General features: G+C 36.4%; 19 protein-coding genes and 1 pseudogene. 7 read left to right on the top strand and 13 right to left on the bottom strand.

Annotated features, from left to right (window positions below):
* Positions 1 to 35: 35 nt before the first annotated feature.
* Positions 36 to 1034, top strand: coding sequence for an NADP-dependent oxidoreductase (locus tag H4J73_RS10790; RefSeq protein WP_182223547.1), 999 nt, complete (start codon positions 36 to 38; stop codon positions 1032 to 1034).
* Positions 1035 to 1179: 145 nt separating this feature from the next.
* Positions 1180 to 1824 carry a DsbA family oxidoreductase gene (locus tag H4J73_RS10785; protein ID WP_182223548.1) on the top strand — a complete coding sequence of 215 codons (645 nt, stop codon included), beginning with the start codon at positions 1180 to 1182 and terminating at the stop codon, positions 1822 to 1824.
* 417 nt (positions 1825 to 2241) lie between these two features.
* On the opposite strand, the gene H4J73_RS10780 is transcribed toward H4J73_RS10785, so the two are convergent.
* The 5 genes from H4J73_RS10780 to H4J73_RS10760 form a co-directional block, all read right to left on the bottom strand.
* Positions 2242 to 2775, bottom strand: coding sequence for a MepB family protein (locus H4J73_RS10780; RefSeq protein ID WP_259366688.1), 534 nt, complete (start codon positions 2773 to 2775; stop codon positions 2242 to 2244).
* Positions 2776 to 2893: 118 nt separating this feature from the next.
* Complete coding sequence (locus H4J73_RS10775) at positions 2894 to 3133, bottom strand: CDGSH iron-sulfur domain-containing protein (protein WP_182180973.1); 240 nt, start codon at positions 3131 to 3133, stop codon at positions 2894 to 2896.
* A gap of 81 nt (positions 3134 to 3214) precedes the next feature.
* The gene (locus H4J73_RS10770; RefSeq protein WP_182180974.1) at positions 3215 to 3688 is read right to left on the bottom strand and encodes a Dps family protein; all 474 of its coding nucleotides are present in this window, start codon (positions 3686 to 3688) and stop codon (positions 3215 to 3217) included.
* Positions 3689 to 3811: 123 nt separating this feature from the next.
* Positions 3812 to 4060, bottom strand: coding sequence for a hypothetical protein (locus tag H4J73_RS10765; protein WP_182180975.1), 249 nt, complete (start codon positions 4058 to 4060; stop codon positions 3812 to 3814).
* A gap of 359 nt (positions 4061 to 4419) precedes the next feature.
* The gene (locus H4J73_RS10760; RefSeq protein ID WP_182180976.1) at positions 4420 to 4686 is read right to left on the bottom strand and encodes a hypothetical protein; all 267 of its coding nucleotides are present in this window, start codon (positions 4684 to 4686) and stop codon (positions 4420 to 4422) included.
* 486 nt (positions 4687 to 5172) lie between these two features.
* Between H4J73_RS10760 and H4J73_RS10755 the strand changes: the two genes are divergently transcribed.
* The 3 genes from H4J73_RS10755 to H4J73_RS10745 all read left to right on the top strand — a co-directional run bounded on the left by H4J73_RS10755 (position 5173) and on the right by H4J73_RS10745 (position 8521).
* Complete coding sequence (locus H4J73_RS10755; RefSeq protein WP_182223549.1) at positions 5173 to 6099, top strand: ABC transporter ATP-binding protein; 927 nt, start codon at positions 5173 to 5175, stop codon at positions 6097 to 6099.
* Positions 6096 to 6857, top strand: coding sequence for an ABC transporter permease (locus H4J73_RS10750; RefSeq protein ID WP_182180978.1), 762 nt, complete (start codon positions 6096 to 6098; stop codon positions 6855 to 6857). Before H4J73_RS10755 ends, H4J73_RS10750 begins: the two co-directional genes overlap by 4 nt.
* Positions 6858 to 7513: 656 nt before the next feature.
* Positions 7514 to 8521 carry an FRG domain-containing protein gene (locus H4J73_RS10745; protein WP_182223550.1) on the top strand — a complete coding sequence of 336 codons (1008 nt, stop codon included), beginning with the start codon at positions 7514 to 7516 and terminating at the stop codon, positions 8519 to 8521.
* A 590-nt stretch (positions 8522 to 9111) separates the two neighbouring features.
* On the opposite strand, the pseudogene H4J73_RS10740 reads toward H4J73_RS10745, so the two are convergent.
* From H4J73_RS10740 to H4J73_RS10725, 4 genes and pseudogenes are all read right to left on the bottom strand, one after another.
* Positions 9112 to 10367, bottom strand: a pseudogene (locus tag H4J73_RS10740) (IS110 family transposase).
* A 307-nt stretch (positions 10368 to 10674) separates the two neighbouring features.
* Positions 10675 to 12321, bottom strand: a complete 1647-nt coding sequence (locus tag H4J73_RS10735) for an FMN-binding glutamate synthase family protein (protein WP_182223551.1) — start codon at positions 12319 to 12321, stop codon at positions 10675 to 10677.
* 151 nt (positions 12322 to 12472) lie between these two features.
* On the bottom strand, positions 12473 to 12820 hold the full coding sequence (locus tag H4J73_RS10730) for a DUF5329 family protein (RefSeq protein WP_182223552.1): 348 nt from the start codon (positions 12818 to 12820) through the stop codon (positions 12473 to 12475).
* Between the two features lie 50 nt (positions 12821 to 12870).
* Complete coding sequence (locus H4J73_RS10725) at positions 12871 to 13467, bottom strand: hypothetical protein (RefSeq protein ID WP_182223553.1); 597 nt, start codon at positions 13465 to 13467, stop codon at positions 12871 to 12873.
* An 83-nt stretch (positions 13468 to 13550) separates the two neighbouring features.
* Between H4J73_RS10725 and H4J73_RS10720 the strand changes: the two genes are divergently transcribed.
* A complete protein-coding gene (locus H4J73_RS10720; protein WP_182223554.1) occupies positions 13551 to 13703 on the top strand; it encodes a hypothetical protein in 153 nt (50 codons plus the stop codon).
* Between the two features lie 308 nt (positions 13704 to 14011).
* Positions 14012 to 14329, top strand: a complete 318-nt coding sequence (locus H4J73_RS10715) for a hypothetical protein (RefSeq protein WP_182223555.1) — start codon at positions 14012 to 14014, stop codon at positions 14327 to 14329.
* Positions 14330 to 14597: 268 nt separating this feature from the next.
* On the opposite strand, the gene H4J73_RS10710 is transcribed toward H4J73_RS10715, so the two are convergent.
* From H4J73_RS10710 to H4J73_RS10695, 4 genes are all read right to left on the bottom strand, one after another.
* Positions 14598 to 15650, bottom strand: a complete 1053-nt coding sequence (locus tag H4J73_RS10710; protein WP_182223556.1) for an alkaline phosphatase D family protein — start codon at positions 15648 to 15650, stop codon at positions 14598 to 14600.
* Positions 15650 to 16810: an alkaline phosphatase family protein gene (locus tag H4J73_RS10705; protein ID WP_182223557.1), complete on the bottom strand. Its 1161-nt coding sequence runs from the start codon at positions 16808 to 16810 to the stop codon at positions 15650 to 15652. The genes H4J73_RS10710 and H4J73_RS10705 overlap by 1 nt, the downstream gene beginning before the upstream one ends.
* A gap of 100 nt (positions 16811 to 16910) precedes the next feature.
* Positions 16911 to 19199, bottom strand: coding sequence for a TonB-dependent receptor domain-containing protein (locus H4J73_RS10700; protein ID WP_182223558.1), 2289 nt, complete (start codon positions 19197 to 19199; stop codon positions 16911 to 16913).
* A gap of 1329 nt (positions 19200 to 20528) precedes the next feature.
* Entirely contained in the window at positions 20529 to 20909 is a 381-nt protein-coding gene (locus H4J73_RS10695) for a hypothetical protein (protein ID WP_182180986.1), read from the bottom strand.
* Positions 20910 to 21617: the final 708 nt, after the last annotated feature.

The following is a 21617-nucleotide window of genomic DNA, read 5'->3' as shown; positions in this document are numbered from 1 at the left end:
ACCACCAACAAATATTACCGACAGGAAGAAAACGCATGAAAACATATACTGCGATCAATCTTATTAAACGCCCAACTGGCGGACCCATTAATGCCGAACTATTTGACGTTGTCCAAAAAGATATGCCAACGTTAGGCACAGGTGAGTTTTTAGTTAAACAAAATTATATGTCACTTGACCCAGCAATGTTTGGCTGGATGAGCCCTGATACATCCAGCTATATTCCACCGGTAGCTTTAGGTGATGTCATGCGTAGTTCGGGTATCGGAGAAATTGTTGAAAGTAACCACCCTGATTTTAGTGTGGGTGACCGTGTAATGGGTATGATGGGTTGGCAAGAATATTTTCTGAGCAACGGACAGGGTCTCAATAAAGTAACGGCTCCATTACCCGATGAAGCCGTGTTATCGGTTTTCGCTTTACCTGGATTAACCGCAACACAAGGCTTATTTAACGTAGGTAAGCCTAAGAAAGGCGAAACAATTATTGTTACGGGTGCCGCAGGTTCTGTTGGCTCGATTGTGGGTCAGTTAGCTAAAGCAGATGGTTTAAAAGTCATTGGTGTTGTCGGGAGTGAAGAAAAAGCTGATTGGATTGTCAATGAATTAGGTTTTGATGCGGCGATTAATTACAAGAGTGACGATTTAGATGCACAACTAGCTAAACATGCCGTTGATGGTATCGATTTGTATTTTGAAAATACAGGTGGACCGATTCAACATTTAATTTTTGAACGTATGAACGCACATGGTCGCGTAATCGTATGTGGACTTATAGCTGATTACAACAAACAAGTGGCAACCCCTGGCCCAAGCTGGATAAATGTCATTAAACGTCGTCTCAACATTCAAGGTTTCACTATGCCGGATCATTTTCATGAGGTCCCTGCATTACTTGAAAAACTGACGCCTTACGTTATGGCCGGTAAAATAAAACACAGAACACATGTATTAGAAGGACTAGAATCAGCTATAGATGGTTTAAACTTATTTTTTAAAGGCGAAAATAAAGGTAAGTTGATTGTAAAACTATAATGACTAAAAGGCTTTTGGTGCTTACTTTACCCTAAGCCTTATATTCATTATTTGTTAGTACCACATCGATTATAAACTTGATTTATGAGACGTAGATACCCGAGTAAACGTTCAATCGTTAATGACTTATTAAATTGGAACTCACATGAATAAATTACACATTGATATCGTTTCAGATGTAATGTGCCCTTGGTGTATTGTCGGATACAAAGGTCTTGAGTCAGCACTCAACGCGCTTGAATTTGATCTAGAAGTAACAGTCAACTGGCTTCCTTTTGAACTCAATCCAACAATGCCCATTGAAGGCCAAGATATTAAAGAACATTTGATTGAAAAATATGGCATTACTGAGCAACAAAGTGCACAAAACACAGAGATGATCACTCAGCGCGGCAAAGAGGTTAATTTTGACGTTAACTTTTCACAGCAAATGCGCATGATCAACAGTTTTGATTTACATCGATTATTAGCGTGGGCTAAAAATCAGGGTAAGCAGCATGAATTGCAAATGGCATTTTTTACTGAGCATTTCACCCAAAACACTCCCTTAAATGAGCATGAAAATTTAATAAGAATAGTCAGTGATCTCGGTCTCGATGTTATTGCAGCGAAAGAAGTACTCAACTCAGAGGCTTATGCTGAACAAGTACGAGCAGAGCAAAAAATAAGCATAGACAAAGGGATAAACTCGGTACCTACGTTTATTTTTAATCATAAGTATTCTATCTCTGGAGGGCAGACCAAGGCCACTTTTATCCAGGCATTAAAACAAATAGCTCAGGAATCATAAAATTTTTTTATCTTGTGTGTTAACTGGAGTGTTTTTAGAGATTTATTGGTTTTGGTAAAGAAATTAAACATCATGTTCAACCTGCTCATTGGCTGGTTGAACCTCAAGACACGATCCTGTTTTGTCTAAACTGCTCGCTATCATTGCAGCGAACAGTGAACGTAAAATAAAGCAAATACGCTTAAGTGTTAAAGGAAGACAACAAAAGAGGCCTAAAACGCTTCGTTAGTCTTCTAAATTCGACAGTCGATTTTTTAATAAAAAACCTTTTTTCGATATAAAATATTCAGTGTTGGTTGCCACTTATGCTTTATCATCAAATATACCCTCGCCTGTCAAATATTCTAGGTTAGAAGTTTTTATGGCAGAGAATTTTATCTAATTGGTCAGGTTTAATTAAACCATTTTTATCAATATCTACAAACTATGGCAATTGCCAACATTGTGTTTTTTACCCGATTCAGAAAATACTTTTGTGCCAATTTCACCTCTATTTTGACTCCACGGAGGAAATACTCGCAATCCGGTTTTACCCTTATTTTTTGTGGAAGAAACAATGCCTTTTTCAAGCAATAGAGCAATGGGAAAAATAAACATTCCATGCTGAGTACTCTTTACCGATCTTTCTATAGCTTTAACGCTTGGTTGACTCGTGACTTGTACGAATAAGTAATCAAGATCATTCGACTTTAATGGGATAGGTTTATTATCATTGAGAGAGTCAACAAATGGGCGTTGCCAAATGGCGAGAAATGCACCTGGCCTATCGGTAGTAACCTTCCCTTTACGATAAACAATTTTTTTTTCATCTATAGAAAAAACTAACCCTGCATATTTTGAGCTTTCAGATAGTGGGTCTAACGTTACACCTTTCGTTATTTTATAGCTCGCAGGAATGAGTCCCTTCACTTCAAGAGACTCGAATTCATCACGATAATTTTTATTGGCCAAAAACACGTCTCAATTTAGATTTATCAAGTATCGTATCGATATACACTAGCAGGCATAGATGCGGGTAATAAAAATTGAAAATGAGCCGCTCAACCTTTTCACCCACGTTAATACCTAATTATGCTTGTTTATGGCTACCATCACACAGTGGTTGTGATGCTGTTAACTTACAGCCACAAAAGAACACTTTTTTAGACTCGGTCGCGGTAAACCTTACGGGTGAGAATTCAGATCCTTTGTGAGAACCATCACAAAAAGGTTGTTTCTCGCTTTGACCACAAGAACACCAAGCGTATTTTTTACCTTCTTCAACGTCAACTGCAAAAGGTGTATCAGATGCACGTACGGGTGTAGACATAATAATTCTCCATAAAGGGGGATAAAATAACGCCATATTAAGTGACGTTAGCTTATTTTTAGTGTCAGTTTGAATAATCGATTATGACTTTGTAGTCGCTCTCAACATCCAAGCTGTTTTCTCATGTATACGCATACGATCTGATACGAGTGAAGCGGTTGATTCATCGTCAGCATTTTGTGCAATTTTTAACACTTCACGAGACGTCTTAATAACTTGTTCATGGCCTTTGGTGAGCAACGTAACCATTTCTGCTGAACTTGGAACACCGTCAACCTCTTTTATAGAGCTCAGTTTTGAAAACTCTTTATAAGTCCCTGGTGCTGGAACATCAAGTGTTCTAATACGTTCAGCAATATCGTCAACAGCAATCGCCAACTCAGTGTAATGTTCCTCAAACATTAAGTGTAATTCACGAAACTGTAACCCTGTAACATTCCAGTGAAAATTATGTGTTTGTAAATATAGCGTGTAAGAGTCAGCTAAAAGACGCTTCAAACCGTCTGATATTTCAGTTCTATCTACTTTATTTATGCCAATATCTATATCTGTCATTTTATTTCCTCTTGTTTAGAATGGTAATAAATTATAATGCCCCGCTAGAGGCTAAAAATTGTTACTTGAATGTGGAATGCAGTAAAAATAGCCATGGGTTAATTCCTCCTATTAAACTGCTTTTTATATTACTGATAAGCCTAAATTAACGAATAACAGGCAAGCAATAATAATGGCTAAATAAATAAATTGCCGACCAAGACATGATGTGTTTTTAAGTTGCTCTGAATAAGGAATATGAATATAGGTAATAATTTGAGCATTCGACTTGCCGACACAATAAGGGCAATGTAAATCACTCTTTTTATATTCCAAACCACACTTCATGCATTTGCATGTTTGTGCACTTTTAGTCTGGTGATAACGAAACATAGCTTGCCTTGCGATATAACGCCACATTAAACGATAAAATTGTTGGCTAAAAGAAGTAAAGAGTTAAACAGCCAACGATTAGGTGCTTCAATGTATCATTGATGGCTGTTTACACCAATAGTAGTGATATAAGTAGAGAAAAGAGTGAATACAGTGTCGACTCATTAAAAAGTCCGATGATTATCCGGCTAATAACATCAACCAATGAAAGTAATATTTTTACTAAAGCCTATTATTTTATTTAACCAATAAGTCGGACTAACGATCATGACCATACTCAGACACATCATTAATAACCTATCGCTGTGATGAGATACACCTACATTTTCAAGCACACGTTTGGGTAACCCCTTAAGCTTTTATTGCGCTATTTTAAATATTTTTCGAATAGAAAATGAAACAAATAACGAAATCAATATTCCCATAAAAAAATATATAGCAATTAAATACTTCCCTAGCGCTGATGTTTTAATTTCACCATTAGCCAGTAAGCACAAGCCTTTACTGTAATTAAAACTACCACCATTATCTAGGCATTGGTCTACTAAGAGATAATCATTAACTAACCAAATGGCCATAAAACTAACAAGTACACCAATAAAAAGTGGAATAGAATTTTTTTTCATATTTCCCTAAAAACTTAACGCCTCTTTAAGAAGCAAGTGGTTGTAGACTACAGTAAGATGCTAATCAGTGTTAAAAAATGGGCAAAATTTCGGTGTGTTTTTGAATGATCAACGCCATTTAACCACATGAATATCCTGTATGTGCGCTCACTTATAAATTAGAAACTATTTACCTTAGTTAATAACCCTCCCCGTCTAACAGTGACCATAACTCTTCATATTACATTATTATCTATAGTAAAAAATATCAATATTTTTAAAGTGTTAAAATTAATATAGGTTGGGCTTGCATTATTTCACAACACTGTGCTGGCTGGATTCATTCATAGAAATAAAAAATTATGTAAATTCATTTTATTTTAGTAAAAAAACGTCTCCATTACCTAAGACGTAGAAAGATTTAACCGTTAATTCAATGATTTCCCTAGCCATCAATAGGGCATCTCGTATACCTTAGTACTATTCAAATATTGATGGAAAAATACCTTGCACCCCATTATTCAAATTACAGATGTTAATAAGGTTTATGCCAGTGGTTTTAAAGCACTTGATAATATTAACTTAGCCATAAAACCTGCTGAAGTTTTTGCCTTACTAGGCCCTAATGGCGCAGGTAAAACGACACTCATTAGCGCTATTTGCGGCATTGTTAATGCAACATCAGGACAAATTACCGTTGCAGGTAAAGATATTGTCTATGATTATCGGCACACTCGCAGACTTATAGGCTTAGTTCCACAAGAGTTAACCACTGATGCCTTTGAAACAGTTTGGACGACAGTTTCATTTAGTCGAGGCTTATTTGGCAAAAAACCAAATCCAGCGTTTATTGAGAAAACACTGAGGTCATTGTCACTTTGGGATAAAAAAGACAGTAAAATGATAGAATTATCTGGTGGCATGAAACGCCGTGTGATGATTGCTAAAGCACTGTCTCATGAACCTGCTATTTTATTTTTAGATGAACCCACCGCTGGTGTTGATGTAGAACTGCGCAAAGACATGTGGGAATTGGTACGGCAACTACGTAACGATGGCGTGACTATTATTTTAACTACCCATTACATTGAAGAAGCAGAAGAAATAGCAGACCGTATTGGCGTAATTAAAAATGGTCAACTTATTTTAGTTGAAGATAAAGTAGCGTTAATGAATCAGTTAGGTAAAAAGCAATTGATCCTTGATTTAAAAGACCCCTTAACTGACATACCTTCGGATTTGGCTGATTTTAATTTACAGATTCAAAATGAGGGAATGCAATTAATTTATAGTTATGACACAACCAAAGAGCACACTGGCATTTCTGCGTTACTTCAGCACTTATCTGCCGCGTCCATTGGGTTTAAAGATATTAAAACAGACCAAAGCTCGTTGGAAGATATATTTGTCTCGTTAGTAAAGGAATCAACATGAATCGTTACGCTGTAGCGGCTATTTACAAATTTGAAATGGCTCGTACTAAACGCACTATTTTTCAAAGTATTATTTCTCCGGTCATTTCAACCTCACTTTATTTTGTTGTTTTTGGCTCTGCAATTGGGTCTCGTATCACTGAAATAGACGGTGTTAGCTACGGTGCTTTTATTGTACCTGGGTTAATAATGTTATCGCTATTAACACAAAGTATTTCTAATGCGTCGTTTGGTATTTATTTTCCTAAATTTACCGGCACTATTTATGAATTACTATCGGCTCCAGTCTCGTCTTTTGAAGTGTTATTAGGGTATGTGGGGGCCGCTGCGACTAAATCGATTATATTAGCGTTAATTATTTTGGCAACCGCACATTTCTTTGTCCCGCTTGAAATAGCGCATCCTTTTTGGATGTTGTTTTTTTTAGTCATGACAGCCATCACCTTTAGTTTATTTGGTTTTATTATTGGCATATGGGCTGACAATTTTGAAAAACTCCAAGTGATCCCGCTTATAGTTATTACCCCACTTGTTTTCTTAGGAGGCACTTTTTATTCTGTTAGTATGTTGCCACCGTTCTGGCAAACGGTGACCCAATTTAACCCCGTATTTTATTTGATTAGTGGCTTCAGGTGGAGTTTTTATGAAGTCGCTGACGTAAGTTTAGTGACAAGTTTTTTTGTAATGAGTGGTTTTTTAGCTTTTTGTTTACTCGCGGTCACTTGGATATTTAAGAGTGGTTATCAGATAAAGAGATAATATAATTAACTTAAATATCATTAAAGGTTAATTGTCACCCGTTCTTAGTATTCAATAAATATCGACAGCTCAGTAACAACATTTATATTTATGATAGTGGTCAAAGGTAGTTGACCACTATTAACGAAAACCACACTTATCCATATTCTACATTTGCCTATATGTGTGAGATTATAAATCAGCAAATGAAATTGGTTCTTAATGGTCACTTTTGCCAGAAACCTGACCTAATTCACTGGTCAAAATATCCCTGTTTTGTGTTCAGTTTGATACGAAACCGGACATTAACACCAATGGGTTTTCGAGCTATTTTTAGTGTTTATTAGACGTTGAGCTACCTTCATCTTGATAGACAACAAAGCCACCATAGCAGTCATTCAGCGTTCACCTTCTATGTCAAAAATGTGCGCATTGCTGACTCTAGCAACTCGTTAATATTAACGCCCTTAATTGACTCAATAACTGCCCTTTTGGTTAGAGTTACATTGTTAATTATTGGCTTAAAAGTCCCGATGCTAGATATGTAGAGTGATTTCCCAAGAGTTTTTAAAAATAGTTGATTAATTATGTGATTAAGTACCATTTCAATATAACCTTGTTGGTCAAAAGGTGGAGCATTACTCTATCTAGCTGATGTGTAGTAAAAGGAATTTAGTATGAACGATGAAGAAGCATCTTTAGAACAGAAATTAAGATCCATTGCTGAGATTAACCCAAACGGAAAAAAAATTATTGGGGTTAGACCAAAAAAGTTCGATACTCACTTTGAATATAATTTTGGTAAAGATTGGGAGGGGTTCATGAATGCTCTAGACACCAACCGCTCTGAACTGTTCGAAACTAATAACCAGAAGAATATTCCTCCACTACTTTTTAGAGGTCACGAGAAAAAAAGATACAAATTGTTACCAAGTGCTTTTAGGGATTTAAGTGCTAATAGCATCAGTGCACATAAAGCTGGGCAAGGTAACTATGTGGGAATAGAATCAGATGGTTTTATCAGTTTCATTGAAGGAATGAATGCGATAGGTCTTCACATAGAACCAGAATCCTTTGAATATATAAACCAATTATCTGATGAAAAAAAGGGATATAGCTCTGCTAAATTTGGTGATTACGCACATGGAAAAATGCTTAAAGATTTAGCTCTAGCACAACACTATGGAGTGCCCACACGCTTACTTGATTTTACTTTAAATCCTTTAGTTGCATTATTTTTTGCAACGGAAGGTATAGAAACAGGTTCTAAAAGCAAAGGAAATATTGGGATATGGGTTATTCCAGAGAAGTTAATTGAAGTCGTTAATGAAAAAAAATTTGTTGAACGGATATTTGTTAATGGTTTTCAAAATAGAAATATGGTCGCTCAAAAGGGGCTATTTATAAATTACATCGAAAAGAGAGGTGCGGAACCAAACTTGTATGTTGATGATAAAATTAAGACTCTTGACCAATATTTGTTATCTGACTTGTCTGATAATCAAAGACAAATAGTGGATGAAAGGATTGGTAAACCAATGCTCTTTACACTTTCACACTGTGGTGAAAGAGAGATAACAAGATATTTGGATCTCATAAATATTAATTGGACGACTATTCAACCAGATCTAGACGGTGTAAAAAAAGAAGTAGAAAGGCGAAAGAGAAAAAGATTATGTTATTAATATAAAAATATAAGTGGTTTCAATCTCAACGCTAGTTGTTTTTACACTATTACTAATTGTTGTTTTGAAATTGTATGACGACCATATTGCGAACATAGTGTTTAAAATATTTATGACTGCTTCCATACCAATAGTGACTAAAAACAACCTAAAAATTGTATCGTTGTTAAAGACTCTAATGTGGCAAAAGTTAGCGTTCTGAGATAAAATTCCACAGGCAGGTATGAGCTTAAACTTGCCCTACAAGTGAGCAGTAAATTTTGGCTAATATTGCCCTAAATATGCTCCTGAATTTGTAAAGGCTTAATGTCCGCAATTGGCTAAATGAAGAAATCTCGGATAGTCACTTGCCAATGTTAACAAAGATACGATAGCTGACATTTGATAGGATTTAAAGTAAAAAATATAACTCCCTGTAAAGGGCTAATTAATATAAAACATGGTAAGAATGATTAATAATGCATACTAACGGAGTAATATCATTTGTTAACGAATGTCTGTTATGGGTACACAAATTCATGTCAGTTTTAGCCGATCAGCTGACCTAAAGATTAGCTACTAGTTAACGTTAACACTACGCCCTGAGACCTTTAGCAAGCTTTTTCTTTAAAAAGTAATGGAAAATTTTGATCCCTTAATGCTTTTAAATACTTTGACTCATCATATGGTTCTTTGGTCTTCCAACAACGGTATAAAACCCGTATTCACTTAAATGCTAGCGATCTTACAGATGATTGAGGGGTGTTACCTTTTGACCGTTGTTGTTGATAATAAAGACCTGCTCAATAAGATTGATGAACGCTTTTAGCTGCCCATTCAACAAATGACTGTCGATTGAATTTAGAGTACTGGTATCGCCAATGAACCCAACACTTTTGACCACTGCGCTCCGTCACAGGTGCTATACCCGTATACATTTGAATTTCTGACGCACGAGTAAAGCGACGAGGATGTCCACCTATGGCAACTAACAATCTTGGTGCCAAATAAGACCCTGTACCTGGTAATGATTTATAAAATTCAGCATCAGGCAATGTCTCAAACAAGGCATTAATTTCTTTATCAAATACTTTAATTGGCTCGACGACCACTAGCATTTGATTAGCCAGAGCAACAGCTAAGAGTTGGTGTGACTCAATAATCGCATTATCTAAGGTAAGTGGTTCTGCTTGACTAATGAGCACAAGGCGTTTTTCTGTGCAACTTACAATACGACCTGAATAGGCATAAAAAGACTTTTTATGGTGTCCACTTTCGCTCTTTTTAATTTTTGTAGGTTCGGCCAGGGTGTGATGAAGTCATAAAACATACCTAAGCCACAATGTGAAAACCAATCAAGTAATTTTGGGTAATATTGCTTGAGCGTATTAATTAATCGATTACTAAATCGCCTTCTATCTCCTACCAGTCTTCGGCATTGTTCGACTAAATACCCAAGTTTTCGAACAGGTTGATTTTCCATCTTCAAGGCTTTAATCTTTTTTGGATAATTCAGCATTAAATCAAGTGCTAACTCAGCGTCCGTTGGGTCGTCTTTGGCTCCACTAGGAGAAAAGGCTTTACGATACTGGGCTAACATCGAAGGATTAACGAGATGAATAGTGACAAATTTAGACTTCTGAAGAGCATAAAAAATAGGGCCTTTAGATAATTCTACGGCCATGGCAATCTGCCCCTTATATTGCTTATGCAACTTGATTATCCAATCATTTACCGTATTCGATGAGTGCTTTATTACCTTAAATTGTCGTTTATCTGAATTAGCTTGCTGAATGCATAGATCATGTTTGTCGTTAGCCCAATCTATTCCAACATAAACAGAATAATTACCATTAAACGTAGTCATAACAACCTCCAATTAGTATTGTCAGCATGTATGCTAAAGCTCATCGAAAGCAATAAGGGGATCATCAAAGTAATGAGCGCACAAAGTGATCATTTAAGTTGTAGGCTGAATCTCATACATTATGAATAAAACGCTATTTCCTAAAATGAGTAAATATAACTACAGCCATTTAAAAACCTACTGTGGTATATGAGACCAATATAAAACACTATACACAATCACATATGCTGAGGGTTTTCATGATTTCAACTTAGAAAAAAATCAAGCTAACAGAACTCTAATATAACCTTATAAATAAAGCTGTATATTAACAAACCTGTTTTACCACTAATTCGGGTGGTACCAAAGGGACAATATCGTTGACATAAAAAGAATCACTCGATGCTTGATCCCACCAAGTTAACCATATTCCATCAAGGTTTCCTTGCATCAATTGATGGTCTGTTAATTCAGGCACTGTATGAGTACTTGATTCTAACATGCCATTAGGTGTTCTACGTTTAATCATGTTGTAAGTCAGTTGGCTAACATCATCTAACCCCATGCTCCCCAGTAACTCAAAAAAGCTATTCAAAGTGTGATGATGAAATGAGGTTACTCGCTTGGCTTTGACATCAACATCTATCGCTTTAGAGCGATTTTTATTTTGAGTGGCAACCCCCGTCGGACACATATTAGTATCGCATTGCCTAGATTGAATACACCCTAAAGACATCATAAACGTTCGGGCGGCGTTAACGGCATCTGCACCAAAGGCAACCTTGTTCAGTATGTCAAAACCCGACGCTGTCTTACCCGCTGAAATTATACTTATTTTCTCTCTAAGACCTAAACCAACCAGTGCTTGATGGACAAAGTATGTACCCTCTAAACAAGTCATGCCCAGTCTATTACTAAACTCTACAGGCGCCGCGCCCGTTCCACCTTCCGCGCCATCAACAGTAATAAAATCAAGGTATATGTTGCTTTCAATCATCGCTTTCGCCAAACATAAAAACTCAGCGGGGTTGCCTACACAGAGTTTAATACCAATAGGCTTCCCGCCACTTAACTCTCTCAGTTGATTTACAAATGAAAGTAATTCAAACGGGGTTTTACATTCTGGGTTAATCGCAGGAGAAACACAGTCTTTATCTTTGCTAACCCCTCTTATCTGTGCGATTTCATCTGTTATTTTTGCTTTAGGAAGCACACCACCATGACCTGGTTTAGCACCTTGCGAAAGCTTAATTTCAATCATCTTAATCTGTTGTAATTGGGCTGTTTTGGTAAAAGCAGCAGGATTAAATCTCCCCTCTTCATTTCTACAGCCAAAAAGACCCGTACCAATTTGCCACACTAAGTCACCACCGTGCTTTAAATGATAAGGGCTAACGCCACCTTCTCCCGTATTATGGTAAAACCCACCTGCTTGAGCGCCTATATTCATGGCTTCAATGGCCTCTGCACTTAATGCCCCATAACTCAGTGCAGATATATTGAGTCTTGAAGCTTTATAGGGCTGCCCGCATTGATCTCCACCAATAATAACGTGCTTAGATGCTTCTTTTATTGTTTTGGGTGCTAACGAATGCCATATACTTTGATAGTTAGTTTGCATTAAGTCTCGCTGAGTACCAAAGGGAATAGTGTCAGTTACAGACTTGGCCCGTCGATAAACTAAATCTCTTTGCTCACGATTAAAGGGCATTTCTTCTGTGTTATTAGCAATAAAATACTGTTGAATTTCAGTGCGTATCGACTCAAAAAAATAACGAAAATAGGCAATGACGGGGTATAATTTATTTAAGGTATGCTTGCTAAGGGTAAGGTCATAAGCGCCAATTACCGAATAGGCAAGCGTAAGCCACATAACAAAATCGGGAAACCATCCGCCTATACGGTAAACCAGTATAAAGCTACTGATGTTACCAACAGTCAAAACTAACCAGTAAAACTTTTGCGCTAACGTCATTTTAAATATCCTCATATATTTTCAACATGCCTAATTTACCCCATTTATCAATGAGATGATATTTATGGGTTCAATACGGTATTAATCACCACTGATGCGGTATTTCGCCATTTGGTATCAATGATGCTGACAAAACCCTCCAAACTAAGCACTACTTTTGTGTTTCTCTGTAAACGGTTAACTCCGTTAAAAGCCAATTTTTACTTTTAACAACGGCTTTATCAGTGCAATGAATTTTATAATATTTGCCTGAAATTTTACTCTTGGTCGCTGAATATTTAATGAAGTCTTCACTAGATTCAATATCATCTGAGTAATATTGGTATTTCTTTTTTATATGTTCAACGGCTTCTCTGCCATTATACAGGTTGCCATTTCGTTCATACTGGCAATCTGTTGATGCTATAAAACGTAGCAGATGATTAATTTCATCTTCTTGGGTTGAAGCAAAAACATTTAATGAATAGATGGATAACAAAATTAAGATAAATTTAAACACATTCAATGGGCTTCCTCCAATAGCATAACTTCATGGGTTTTATACATATCTTACTTTCTACTTGTTATATATATTCTCACACCAAAGAGCGTTAAGGTGAACAGTAAAAATAACCCTAAAATGCCTACTAACTGGTTAAAACCATTAAAGGGTGTCCATTGCAAATAATGTATTTTATATAACAAGTTTATAAGCCTAGTATCATTACCTTTTTGATTAAGGGTTAAGCGATCCCAATTAAGCTTAATTTCAACACCTGTACTTGTAAGGGCATGATCACCATTAATCTTAATTATTTTTCCGTACCGTTCTTTATGGTTTAAAAAAGCATCCTCTAAAAGCGCTTCGTATTGCAACTGAGTGGGAAATTTTTTAGGTAAAAGAGAAACAGGGTCTAAATGTTCAACTTTTCCTTTTGTTTTTACTAATAAATGATGCCCTAAAATGGTATTAATCAACTTTGCCTCCTGCCAATCAGGAGCAGAGACGAGCAATGACTTCTCAAGCGGATAAGTTTTTAAACTTAGCTGTTCGTAGGCTTCACTGTAACCTGGTTTTATAAAAAAGATTAATCCAGTTAATGTCCAACCTAGCATTGGCAATACTAAGATCAAACCTATAATTTTATGTATTTTTCTACTTTTCATTATGAACACTTCTATCTGAAACTTACATCATATAATAATGTAGGTTTAACGCGGTAAATAGTTGGCTAATATGGAGAAAAGACATGAGCCAACCGCTTTTTAGTGAGTTTTATTATATTGTTGTAAATGCCCTTCCACCGAGTGATCAGCGATTAATCCCACCTTTTTATTGGGATGGTAGTTTGTCATCTTTGGTATTTATTATTCCATCTCTGGCGTATAAACAAATATGGTAGGAATGCTCGTCGAAAAGTTCATCAAGCGTATATGTTGAATAATCTATAGTGGCATCCATACCGGAACTGCTCCTGGGGTTTTAAAGCCAGATAACGTAAAAATAATACCTGACTAAAATAAGCGATGAAGAGACAAAAACCAACTATTTTTTGTTCTTATTGTTACGTTTATACTTTTATTAAAGCCCATTAAGCGATATGGAACGAATAATTTGCAAAACTTCAAACTGATTTACATTAGAAATGATATACCCGTAGCTTCAAGTACTATATGTTAGGCGTAATAACACCCTTTGATTAAAAACCTGATGACATTAAAAGTAGATTTAAGACAATTTCTCAACGAGCAAGGTCATGTACTCGCATTGACTGAACAAGCTAAAACGATTTTCAAATTTTTAATAAAAATTGTATCGTCAGTGTCTGAAAATATTGAACAGCCCCTCATCGATGTTCAAGTCAAATGTGACACCCGAGCGAGTGGACTTATTTGTGAGGGTGAGATTAAGGCAAAGTCTATTGAGCTTGATAATATTGAGTGGCATTGTGACACCTGCGAAGCGACCGGAACCATATCAAATTGGCGAGAAAGTATCTGGGACAAACAAGCACGTACAATACATTAATTGATGTCTACTGCTTCCATAATTAGTCGCACAAACAATTTGAACGTCTGGTCTGGTTATTTACCTGTTAATAGTTGATATATTGTTATAATACAGATAAACCAAGCTCCGCTTCAAGACCCCTTAACGGTTGACTGATGAACTGAAGCGCTATTAAACCAAGAGTCATCTTGGTTTATTTTATCTGTTGTTGATAATATTATCTTTAAAGAAGTCGCTGAAAACGCCCTCTCTAAAGATAAAACCAAGGACAACCCTTAGCTATACATTAATAAGTACTAATATCTGACAAGTTAATAACGTGCTGAGTAAAAACATCACCTGTTACATTTTTTAAGCGCAGCGTAATGGTTGGATCTTTACGTGCCCAGTCTATAAGTACTTCACCATAATTTACTTTGTTGGTAAAATCACCGACGCGATGTTTATTCGGGCTAACGTTTTTCCATTCTTGCGTTAATCCAGAGCTTGTTACTTCCCAGAGCGGATAATCAACATCGGTAGAAACTTTGGATACTTCTCCCCAATGTGTATCCCCACTAATAATCAGTACGCCATTAACCTTATGCTTTTTAATCAAAGCGAACAGTCGCTTTCGGTCACTCGGAAAATTAGCCCATGATTCCCAGCCGGTAAATTCAGACAGTAACTGTAAGCTTGAGCCAATAATTTTAATTGCAGCAGGTTTTTTAAGTTCGCTTTCCAACCATTGCCATTGTTCTTCCCCTAACATTGACGCATTTTCAACTGTACTCGGTGAATATGGTCCCATATGGTTAGGTTTGCGTTCAAGCTTGTAGTCAATGATTGATACGGGGTTTAGCGCTGCTCTGTTCCAGCGTAAATCAGGTAAAATAACATGTACTTTTTCTTGACCTGTGCCATAGATATAGGAAGTATAAATACCATGTTTTTGAGAATAACGGTCAGAGTCTTTAGGCTCTTGCCAAAAATCTAGCATTAACTTTCGTGAGGTTTCCTTTTCAGGATACTCAGCACCAGCATCATTTTCACCGTAATCATGGTCGTCCCATATCGCGATTGTTTCTGTACTTGCACGCAAGGCTTTAATACCAGGTATATTCCCCAAACGTGTGTATTTATCGGCGAGTGCTTGCATATTTTCAGTGTCGCCATAGACATTGTCACCAAGGAAAATAAATAAATCGGCTTGTTCTTTGTTTATTGCCTCTAAAATCGGCATACTTTTATCTTGGTGGCTACAAGAGCCAAACAGTATTTTTTCTACTTTTGCTTGTGCCGTTAGCACCATGCACGAAGTGCTAACGAACAGTAACGCGATTAACTTAACTTTTTTCATTAAAATACGTCCTTAATTGCTGACGCTATATCAGCATTAAATTTTTGTGGGTTTTCACCTAATAACGTTAAGGCCGTTGCAGCAATTTGACTTTGCTTAACCTCATTTTGAGTGATCACTTGTCCTTTTGCTTTGATGCCCGTTCCTATTGCCGCAAACCAAATATTTTCTGAGCCAACAATGCCTTGAGGAAAAGCCTCTAAATTTTTCATGTATTCTTTTACCGCATTTTCAGACGCATGATGTTGCCAATCATCAGCGTTACTGCCACGCCCATGGTCGGTAGTAATTAATAAAACCGTTTTGTTTTTATATTCAGGAGTTGTTTGAATAGTCTGCCATAAATCTTCAATAAATTTATCGGTTTGATGAGCAGAACTCAAATAACTGTCGTATTGACCGTCGTGGGCAAAATCGTCAGTCTCGCCAAACGAAATAGTCATCACTCTTGGTTTCTGGCTTAATAAGTAATCTTTAGCAAAGCGATAGGTAAAACTATCGAGCCTTACGTTATGCCAAGGGCTAGGGATTTCTTGTTGCATGGCATTAAGTAACGTCATCTCATCAGACAAGGGATACCCGTGTGCTGGCGTAAACCCAGCATTAATATGCATGTTATTACGTTCAACATTGAAGATTGCCGGAAAAACATCCCAACTGCCAAAAGCGGCAAGTTTATTAACATATGACTCTTTATTATTTAGCCATTCAATAAATGAAACATGCGGATTAGGCACCTTTTTATTACTATTTATCTTTGGATCGGTAATACCTGTAAATATTTCACTGTAACCCGGATACGAAAAATACCAGTTATTAGCAACAGACATCGTAGAGCCTAATTTTCGATTACCAATAACAATACCTTCTTTAACAATGGTATTCCAAAAAAAAGGCATAAGAAGTTCACGACGTTTTTCTTCTTTTTCATGCCAAAACTTTTCAGTAATGTGGTTTGATTCTCGAACAAAATTTTCATCGTTGAGTAATTTTTTATCAGCGCCGCCAAAGAGTTCTTGCCAGCGTAATCCGTCTATCGTAATTAATATTAAGTTTTTAGCGCTGTCTTTCACTAAAGGAGTATTCGGCGCTAAGGACGTTGTTTCAGCGAAAGAAGAAATGCTGAGAAATAGTAAAGCAAAAAATAAATGTTTAGACATTTTTGTAGCCCATTTAAAGGGGTTAAAAATAGATAAAACCAAGTAAATAAAATTTACTTGGTTTTTATTAAATATAACGCTCATTCATCCAACGCTAAGATTAAAAGCTTACCGTTAAGGTCATTGATGCTGTACGAGGTGCACCAATAAAGAAAGCAGTGCCATTACCTGTCCCTGTCGACAAGAAACTTTCATCGGTTAAATTATTAACCACGAATGCTAAGTCAAAAGATTTAAAGACATTGCTGTCAATATTTGCGCCATAACCTGCGTTAAAGTCAACAACCGTATAGGAATCTGCATCGCCACGTTCACCGGTATACTTGGCAGAAAGCCCCAATCGAAAACTTTCAAGTGTGTAGTTAGTTGATAAAACAAACATATCGTCAACCGAATCAATCACTTTACTACCTGATTCAAATCCAGGGGCATTACCGACATATGTTGAATCGTTGTTCGTGTACGACGAATAAATATCCCAGTTCTCGTTAAAACGGTAACTGGCACTTATTTCAAACCCTGTAGAGTCGATGCCACCTACATTAAGATAAGTACCATTGGTACCTATGCTGTAATCAATACCTGAGGTATCGCTACCTGGAGAAATAAACGTGATGCGGTTATCAAATGAGATTGAATAGTAAGTTGCAGAAAAATCAATGTTTTCATTGTTATAACGTACACCAACATCAATGTTTTCAGCTGTTTCAGGCTCAATTTCATTAAGTGTTGATGAATCTCGCTCTAAAACACCATCTTTAATTGCTGAGAAGTTTTCACTGTAACCCGCAAAGACTTCAGTCGTGTCATTCACGCTATAAATAACACCCGTACTTAATAAAACATCAGAGTCACTGTTTACTTCACCTGTAACACTTTTTGCAAAGTTATCGTATTTTTCTACATCAACAAAGTATTTTTGCATGCCTAGGTTAACCGTAAGATCACCAAAATCTAGCGTGTCTTGGGCGTAGAGCTTTAAGGTGTCTGTTTGAAAACTATTACTATATTGTGTCCAATAAGGCGTTTCGTCAAAATGATGATAAACACGAGCGTCTATAACTTTATGCCAGTCACGTGACTCATCACGGTCTGTAGTTTCAGTCCATAACCCCAGAGAAATATCATTGATACCAATTGACCAATCAAAATTAGCGGTCATACCTAAACGGCTTTTTTTGTAGTGAGTATGACGATATGACATAACAGGAACGGCGCTTCGGTCATAACAAGAAGGCGCTAACTCTGGGCCTGAGTCCCAAGGATAAGCCAAATTATCGGTACACCCAGTCGAAGGTGCTAAAGGGTTACCTAGTTGATCAGTAAAGCCATATTGGCTGTCGATAGTACCACCTTCTGTGGTTGGCTCACCTTGAGTATTAACTGCAGACACTAAATAAGGTGGGATCCAATCACCGCGTCCGGTATTGTTGTGCATATAAGGTGAGATTTGAAAACCCATCGTTGATGAAATATCGTATTCAAATTTTAAATAACCTAACGTATTTTCACGCAAGGTTGACCAGCCTTCAGCAAACATTTGATCAAAATGAGGAACACCCGTCCAATTCCACGTTAACTGGTCCCAGTCAGGTGATTGATCAAATTGGGTCTTACTGACTGAGTTATAATTGTCTTCATCGGCATCATCGTAAGACAAACGCCCAGTAATATTTAATTGGCCTAATTCGGTAACAAATTTAAATTCAGCATGCTCTCTTGCCATTCCACCATTTGAACCTTCGCCAACCCAACGACTGGTTGATGTTGATGAATAGCTAGCGTAGGCGTACGTATTGTCAAACAATAGGCCAGTGTCGTGGCGAACAAAATATCTTGTCGCATCATGATCACCTTTAGTTAAGGCAAATTTCGTTGTTTTTTCAAAAGCGTGCATCGCACTGACAAAGTTAAATGTTCCCCCTAAGGCATCTAATGAGGCCGAAGAAATATCTGAAGTACCTTGTGATACTTGTATAGTCTCCATGTTTTCTGAATCAAGATAACGGTTGGCCTTTGCACCACCGCCATAGTTAGAGCCACCATTAGGAATTCCATCAATAGTCATGCCTAATTGTTGTTGATTACCATCAATACTAAAGCCACGCATCGTTATGGAAGTAGACCAATCATCACCACCAAAAGCATCGCCTTCGTTAATGCTGATACCAGGCAAGTTGTCCATTAACGCTAAGACACTGGTTATGCTCGACTGTTGTTGCGCCATTTTCACGTCAATTTCATGGTTGGCATGAGATGATTTTTTAGCAACAACAGACACTTCTTCCATGGTACTTTCTTGGGTTTTCACTTCTTCTGCTAAAACATTAAACGCAAATGTTGATGATATAGCTAAAGCAATTAAACTTTTTTTACGAGAGTTAGACATTGTTTTCCCTTTAGGACATTTTTGAGTATTTATAATGCCGATAGCATGCCTTTGAAATATGACTACATATGTTCAAAGTAATGACGTTTAGGTTAAGAAAACATGTCACTTTTATTAATATAAATGTCATTAAGAAGCGGGTTAGTCTTCAGTAACATATTGTTATGTCATGAATATTGCCCGTGAATAACCTGATTAGAAATTTAATGTGGTGCCACATTGGTATTTGTCTAGATGCTTTAAAATAAATTTTGCGTATGGCCTTTACTGTCAGGTTGCTGACAGTAAATGCCATAGAAAAAGGAATAATTTCGATTGGGTGAAATTTTTTCGCACTTAAACGGCATGTTATATCCCACGATACTCTGACTTAATTAAAATCATTATTGGCATACATTCGAGCACTATTGTTGCCAGGACCTAATGGAGAAAAGAAAACCTTATAACGTTGATACCTTGCAGGAAAGTGCGACTCTAACCACTACCCAATATATTTTGGTTGAGCACCTAATTGAAATATATTACTCAACTGTAGGTAATATTGATGTTGTTTATAAAATTTTTGACAATCACTATTTTTGGCAAAATATTCTAACAATACTATATGGTCTTTAATCGCATCAACGACTCGAGATCCTTAATAGACAGATGACTTTTCTATTTTGTCTCCTTTAAAAAAATACGCGAGGCCATTTTCAACAAAAGCATAACAGTCAACCTGATTGAGCTTCTGAAAAATCTCATGGTTTTTAAAAGGGGCAAACCACTTTAAAACATCGGCGTAATATTTTTCTATTGAGTGCTTCCTATAATTCGTTTGATAAAATTTGTCAGACAACGCTAATATAATGTTACTCAGTTCGAAAATTTGGGGGGCTCGGTACTGACGTTTCCAGGATATTGTTAAATATATTCTTTATTATAATGCGCCGGTTCAATCTGTATATTGAATGAAATCATTTTTACTTTTTGACCGAGCGTTAAATATACTCTTTCGATTTCGTTATTATGGCCGGTAATCAATAAGCTTTTGCCAGTGTCGTTAATCTCAGCTTTTGGTCTGCTGCCCCAATAAGTTAAGTTCACCACTTTGTTTTAAGGTAACGCATTAAAAACTAAATACTGACTAAAATAACGTCGGTAACCAACGTAAAATCAGTATTTTGCAATATGATGTAATGGTCACTTGCTTGAACTCTGCCACTGCAATAAAGTAATAAAACAAAAAAGATACATTTCAAATAGACTTAATCCTTAAGTATAAAAGTTCGTTATAATTTTCCTAAAACGAACATAGCCCATTGTTTATTGTCCGTATTGAGCCGCCTGTTATGTCTGCGACTTAAGCCAACTCATTGCATTAACCTCGTCGTCAAAAACTTTCTCGTTTAACGAACTTCTTGCAGGCGTTCTACTTTCTAAAATGTTAAGCGCTACATTAGAATTTATGACTAATGCTTTTGCTACCATATTTTGACTATTCAACCAGATATTACACTCATTTATTTTCTCATACACTTCGGGTGTACCTCCCTCAGTATCAGTATAATTAATCAACAATTTAAATGCATTTTGACAAAAACTATCAACGACAACTTTTAGATTTGCAATTGATTTATTAACTCCTTCTACATTAAATGCCCCTATAATTTTAGATATTATTACATCACCTTCAACTGAAATGACATTTTTACCATGCTCTTGATACATAATTTCACCTAGAAGTTATAACCCTGTTTAAGTGATAATAAATAGTTGGCTAAAATAGACAAGTAACGAGTGCTAGCTAACTGTTTATTGTCAGTTACAATAACTTATTATGTGGAATCTTCTCTGTAGGTCAGTAAAGCAATTAATGCTTCACTCGCGAAAATAACACCGTACTAAATTACCATTGCAAACATAGCTCCGATGGCTCATTGAGGCTCTCAACCTTCACCAAAAAACAACCCTAAAGCTAATATAAAAACAATAATACCCGCTAATGATCTAAATAAATGACTTAAGCCGCTTTTGTACCTATTTTCATTAGCAATAGTAAAAATTATAAAATACGATGCTGACACTATCAATACGCTAAAAAGCCCAGCGTCCCAATATTCGTAATTTATAGTAATGAGGGCAATTAAAGCTAGCGCTTTGATATAATTATAAGTCTTCCAATACATCATTAGCATTCCTTTGCTCATAACAGTCTGTTAGACGCGCAAGAACCTTTTGTTCTAAAGGAGATTAACGTTCTACTTTATTTATAATATAGGAGCCTTTGTTTTAATGGTATATCAAGCATTAAAACCATTATTTTCAGTGGTTTATAAAGAAAAAATTTTTATCGTGTTTTACCTGGTGAAAGCGTGCAAAGAATCACTGATTATTAACCCAGATAAGTAATACAAAATATAGAATTAATAATTTTAA

It is taken from the genome of Colwellia sp. MB3u-41, assembly GCF_014076845.1.
Classification (GTDB): Bacteria; Pseudomonadota; Gammaproteobacteria; order Enterobacterales; family Alteromonadaceae; genus Colwellia_A.
Note: the sequence above shows the minus strand (reverse complement) of the source record. Positions and strands in the feature narration are given on the sequence as shown.

Excerpts from the sequence above, each read along its gene's own strand:
- H4J73_RS10790 (WP_182223547.1), top strand. The coding sequence starts at position 36 with ATGAAAACATATACTGCGATCAATCTTATTAAACGCCCAACTGGCGGA.
- H4J73_RS10785 (WP_182223548.1), top strand. The coding sequence starts at position 1,180 with ATGAATAAATTACACATTGATATCGTTTCAGATGTAATGTGCCCTTGG.
- H4J73_RS10775 (WP_182180973.1), bottom strand. The coding sequence starts at position 3,133 with ATGTCTACACCCGTACGTGCATCTGATACACCTTTTGCAGTTGACGTT.
- H4J73_RS10770 (WP_182180974.1), bottom strand. The coding sequence starts at position 3,688 with ATGACAGATATAGATATTGGCATAAATAAAGTAGATAGAACTGAAATA.
- H4J73_RS10765 (WP_182180975.1), bottom strand. The coding sequence starts at position 4,060 with ATGTTTCGTTATCACCAGACTAAAAGTGCACAAACATGCAAATGCATG.
- H4J73_RS10760 (WP_182180976.1), bottom strand. The coding sequence starts at position 4,686 with ATGAAAAAAAATTCTATTCCACTTTTTATTGGTGTACTTGTTAGTTTT.
- H4J73_RS10750 (WP_182180978.1), top strand. The coding sequence starts at position 6,096 with ATGAATCGTTACGCTGTAGCGGCTATTTACAAATTTGAAATGGCTCGT.
- H4J73_RS10745 (WP_182223550.1), top strand. The coding sequence starts at position 7,514 with ATGAACGATGAAGAAGCATCTTTAGAACAGAAATTAAGATCCATTGCT.
- H4J73_RS10735 (WP_182223551.1), bottom strand. The coding sequence starts at position 12,321 with ATGACGTTAGCGCAAAAGTTTTACTGGTTAGTTTTGACTGTTGGTAAC.
- H4J73_RS10725 (WP_182223553.1), bottom strand. The coding sequence starts at position 13,467 with ATGAAAAGTAGAAAAATACATAAAATTATAGGTTTGATCTTAGTATTG.
- H4J73_RS10720 (WP_182223554.1), top strand. The coding sequence starts at position 13,551 with ATGAGCCAACCGCTTTTTAGTGAGTTTTATTATATTGTTGTAAATGCC.
- H4J73_RS10715 (WP_182223555.1), top strand. The coding sequence starts at position 14,012 with ATGACATTAAAAGTAGATTTAAGACAATTTCTCAACGAGCAAGGTCAT.
- H4J73_RS10710 (WP_182223556.1), bottom strand. The coding sequence starts at position 15,650 with ATGAAAAAAGTTAAGTTAATCGCGTTACTGTTCGTTAGCACTTCGTGC.
- H4J73_RS10705 (WP_182223557.1), bottom strand. The coding sequence starts at position 16,810 with ATGTCTAAACATTTATTTTTTGCTTTACTATTTCTCAGCATTTCTTCT.
- H4J73_RS10700 (WP_182223558.1), bottom strand. The coding sequence starts at position 19,199 with ATGTCTAACTCTCGTAAAAAAAGTTTAATTGCTTTAGCTATATCATCA.
- H4J73_RS10695 (WP_182180986.1), bottom strand. The coding sequence starts at position 20,909 with ATGTATCAAGAGCATGGTAAAAATGTCATTTCAGTTGAAGGTGATGTA.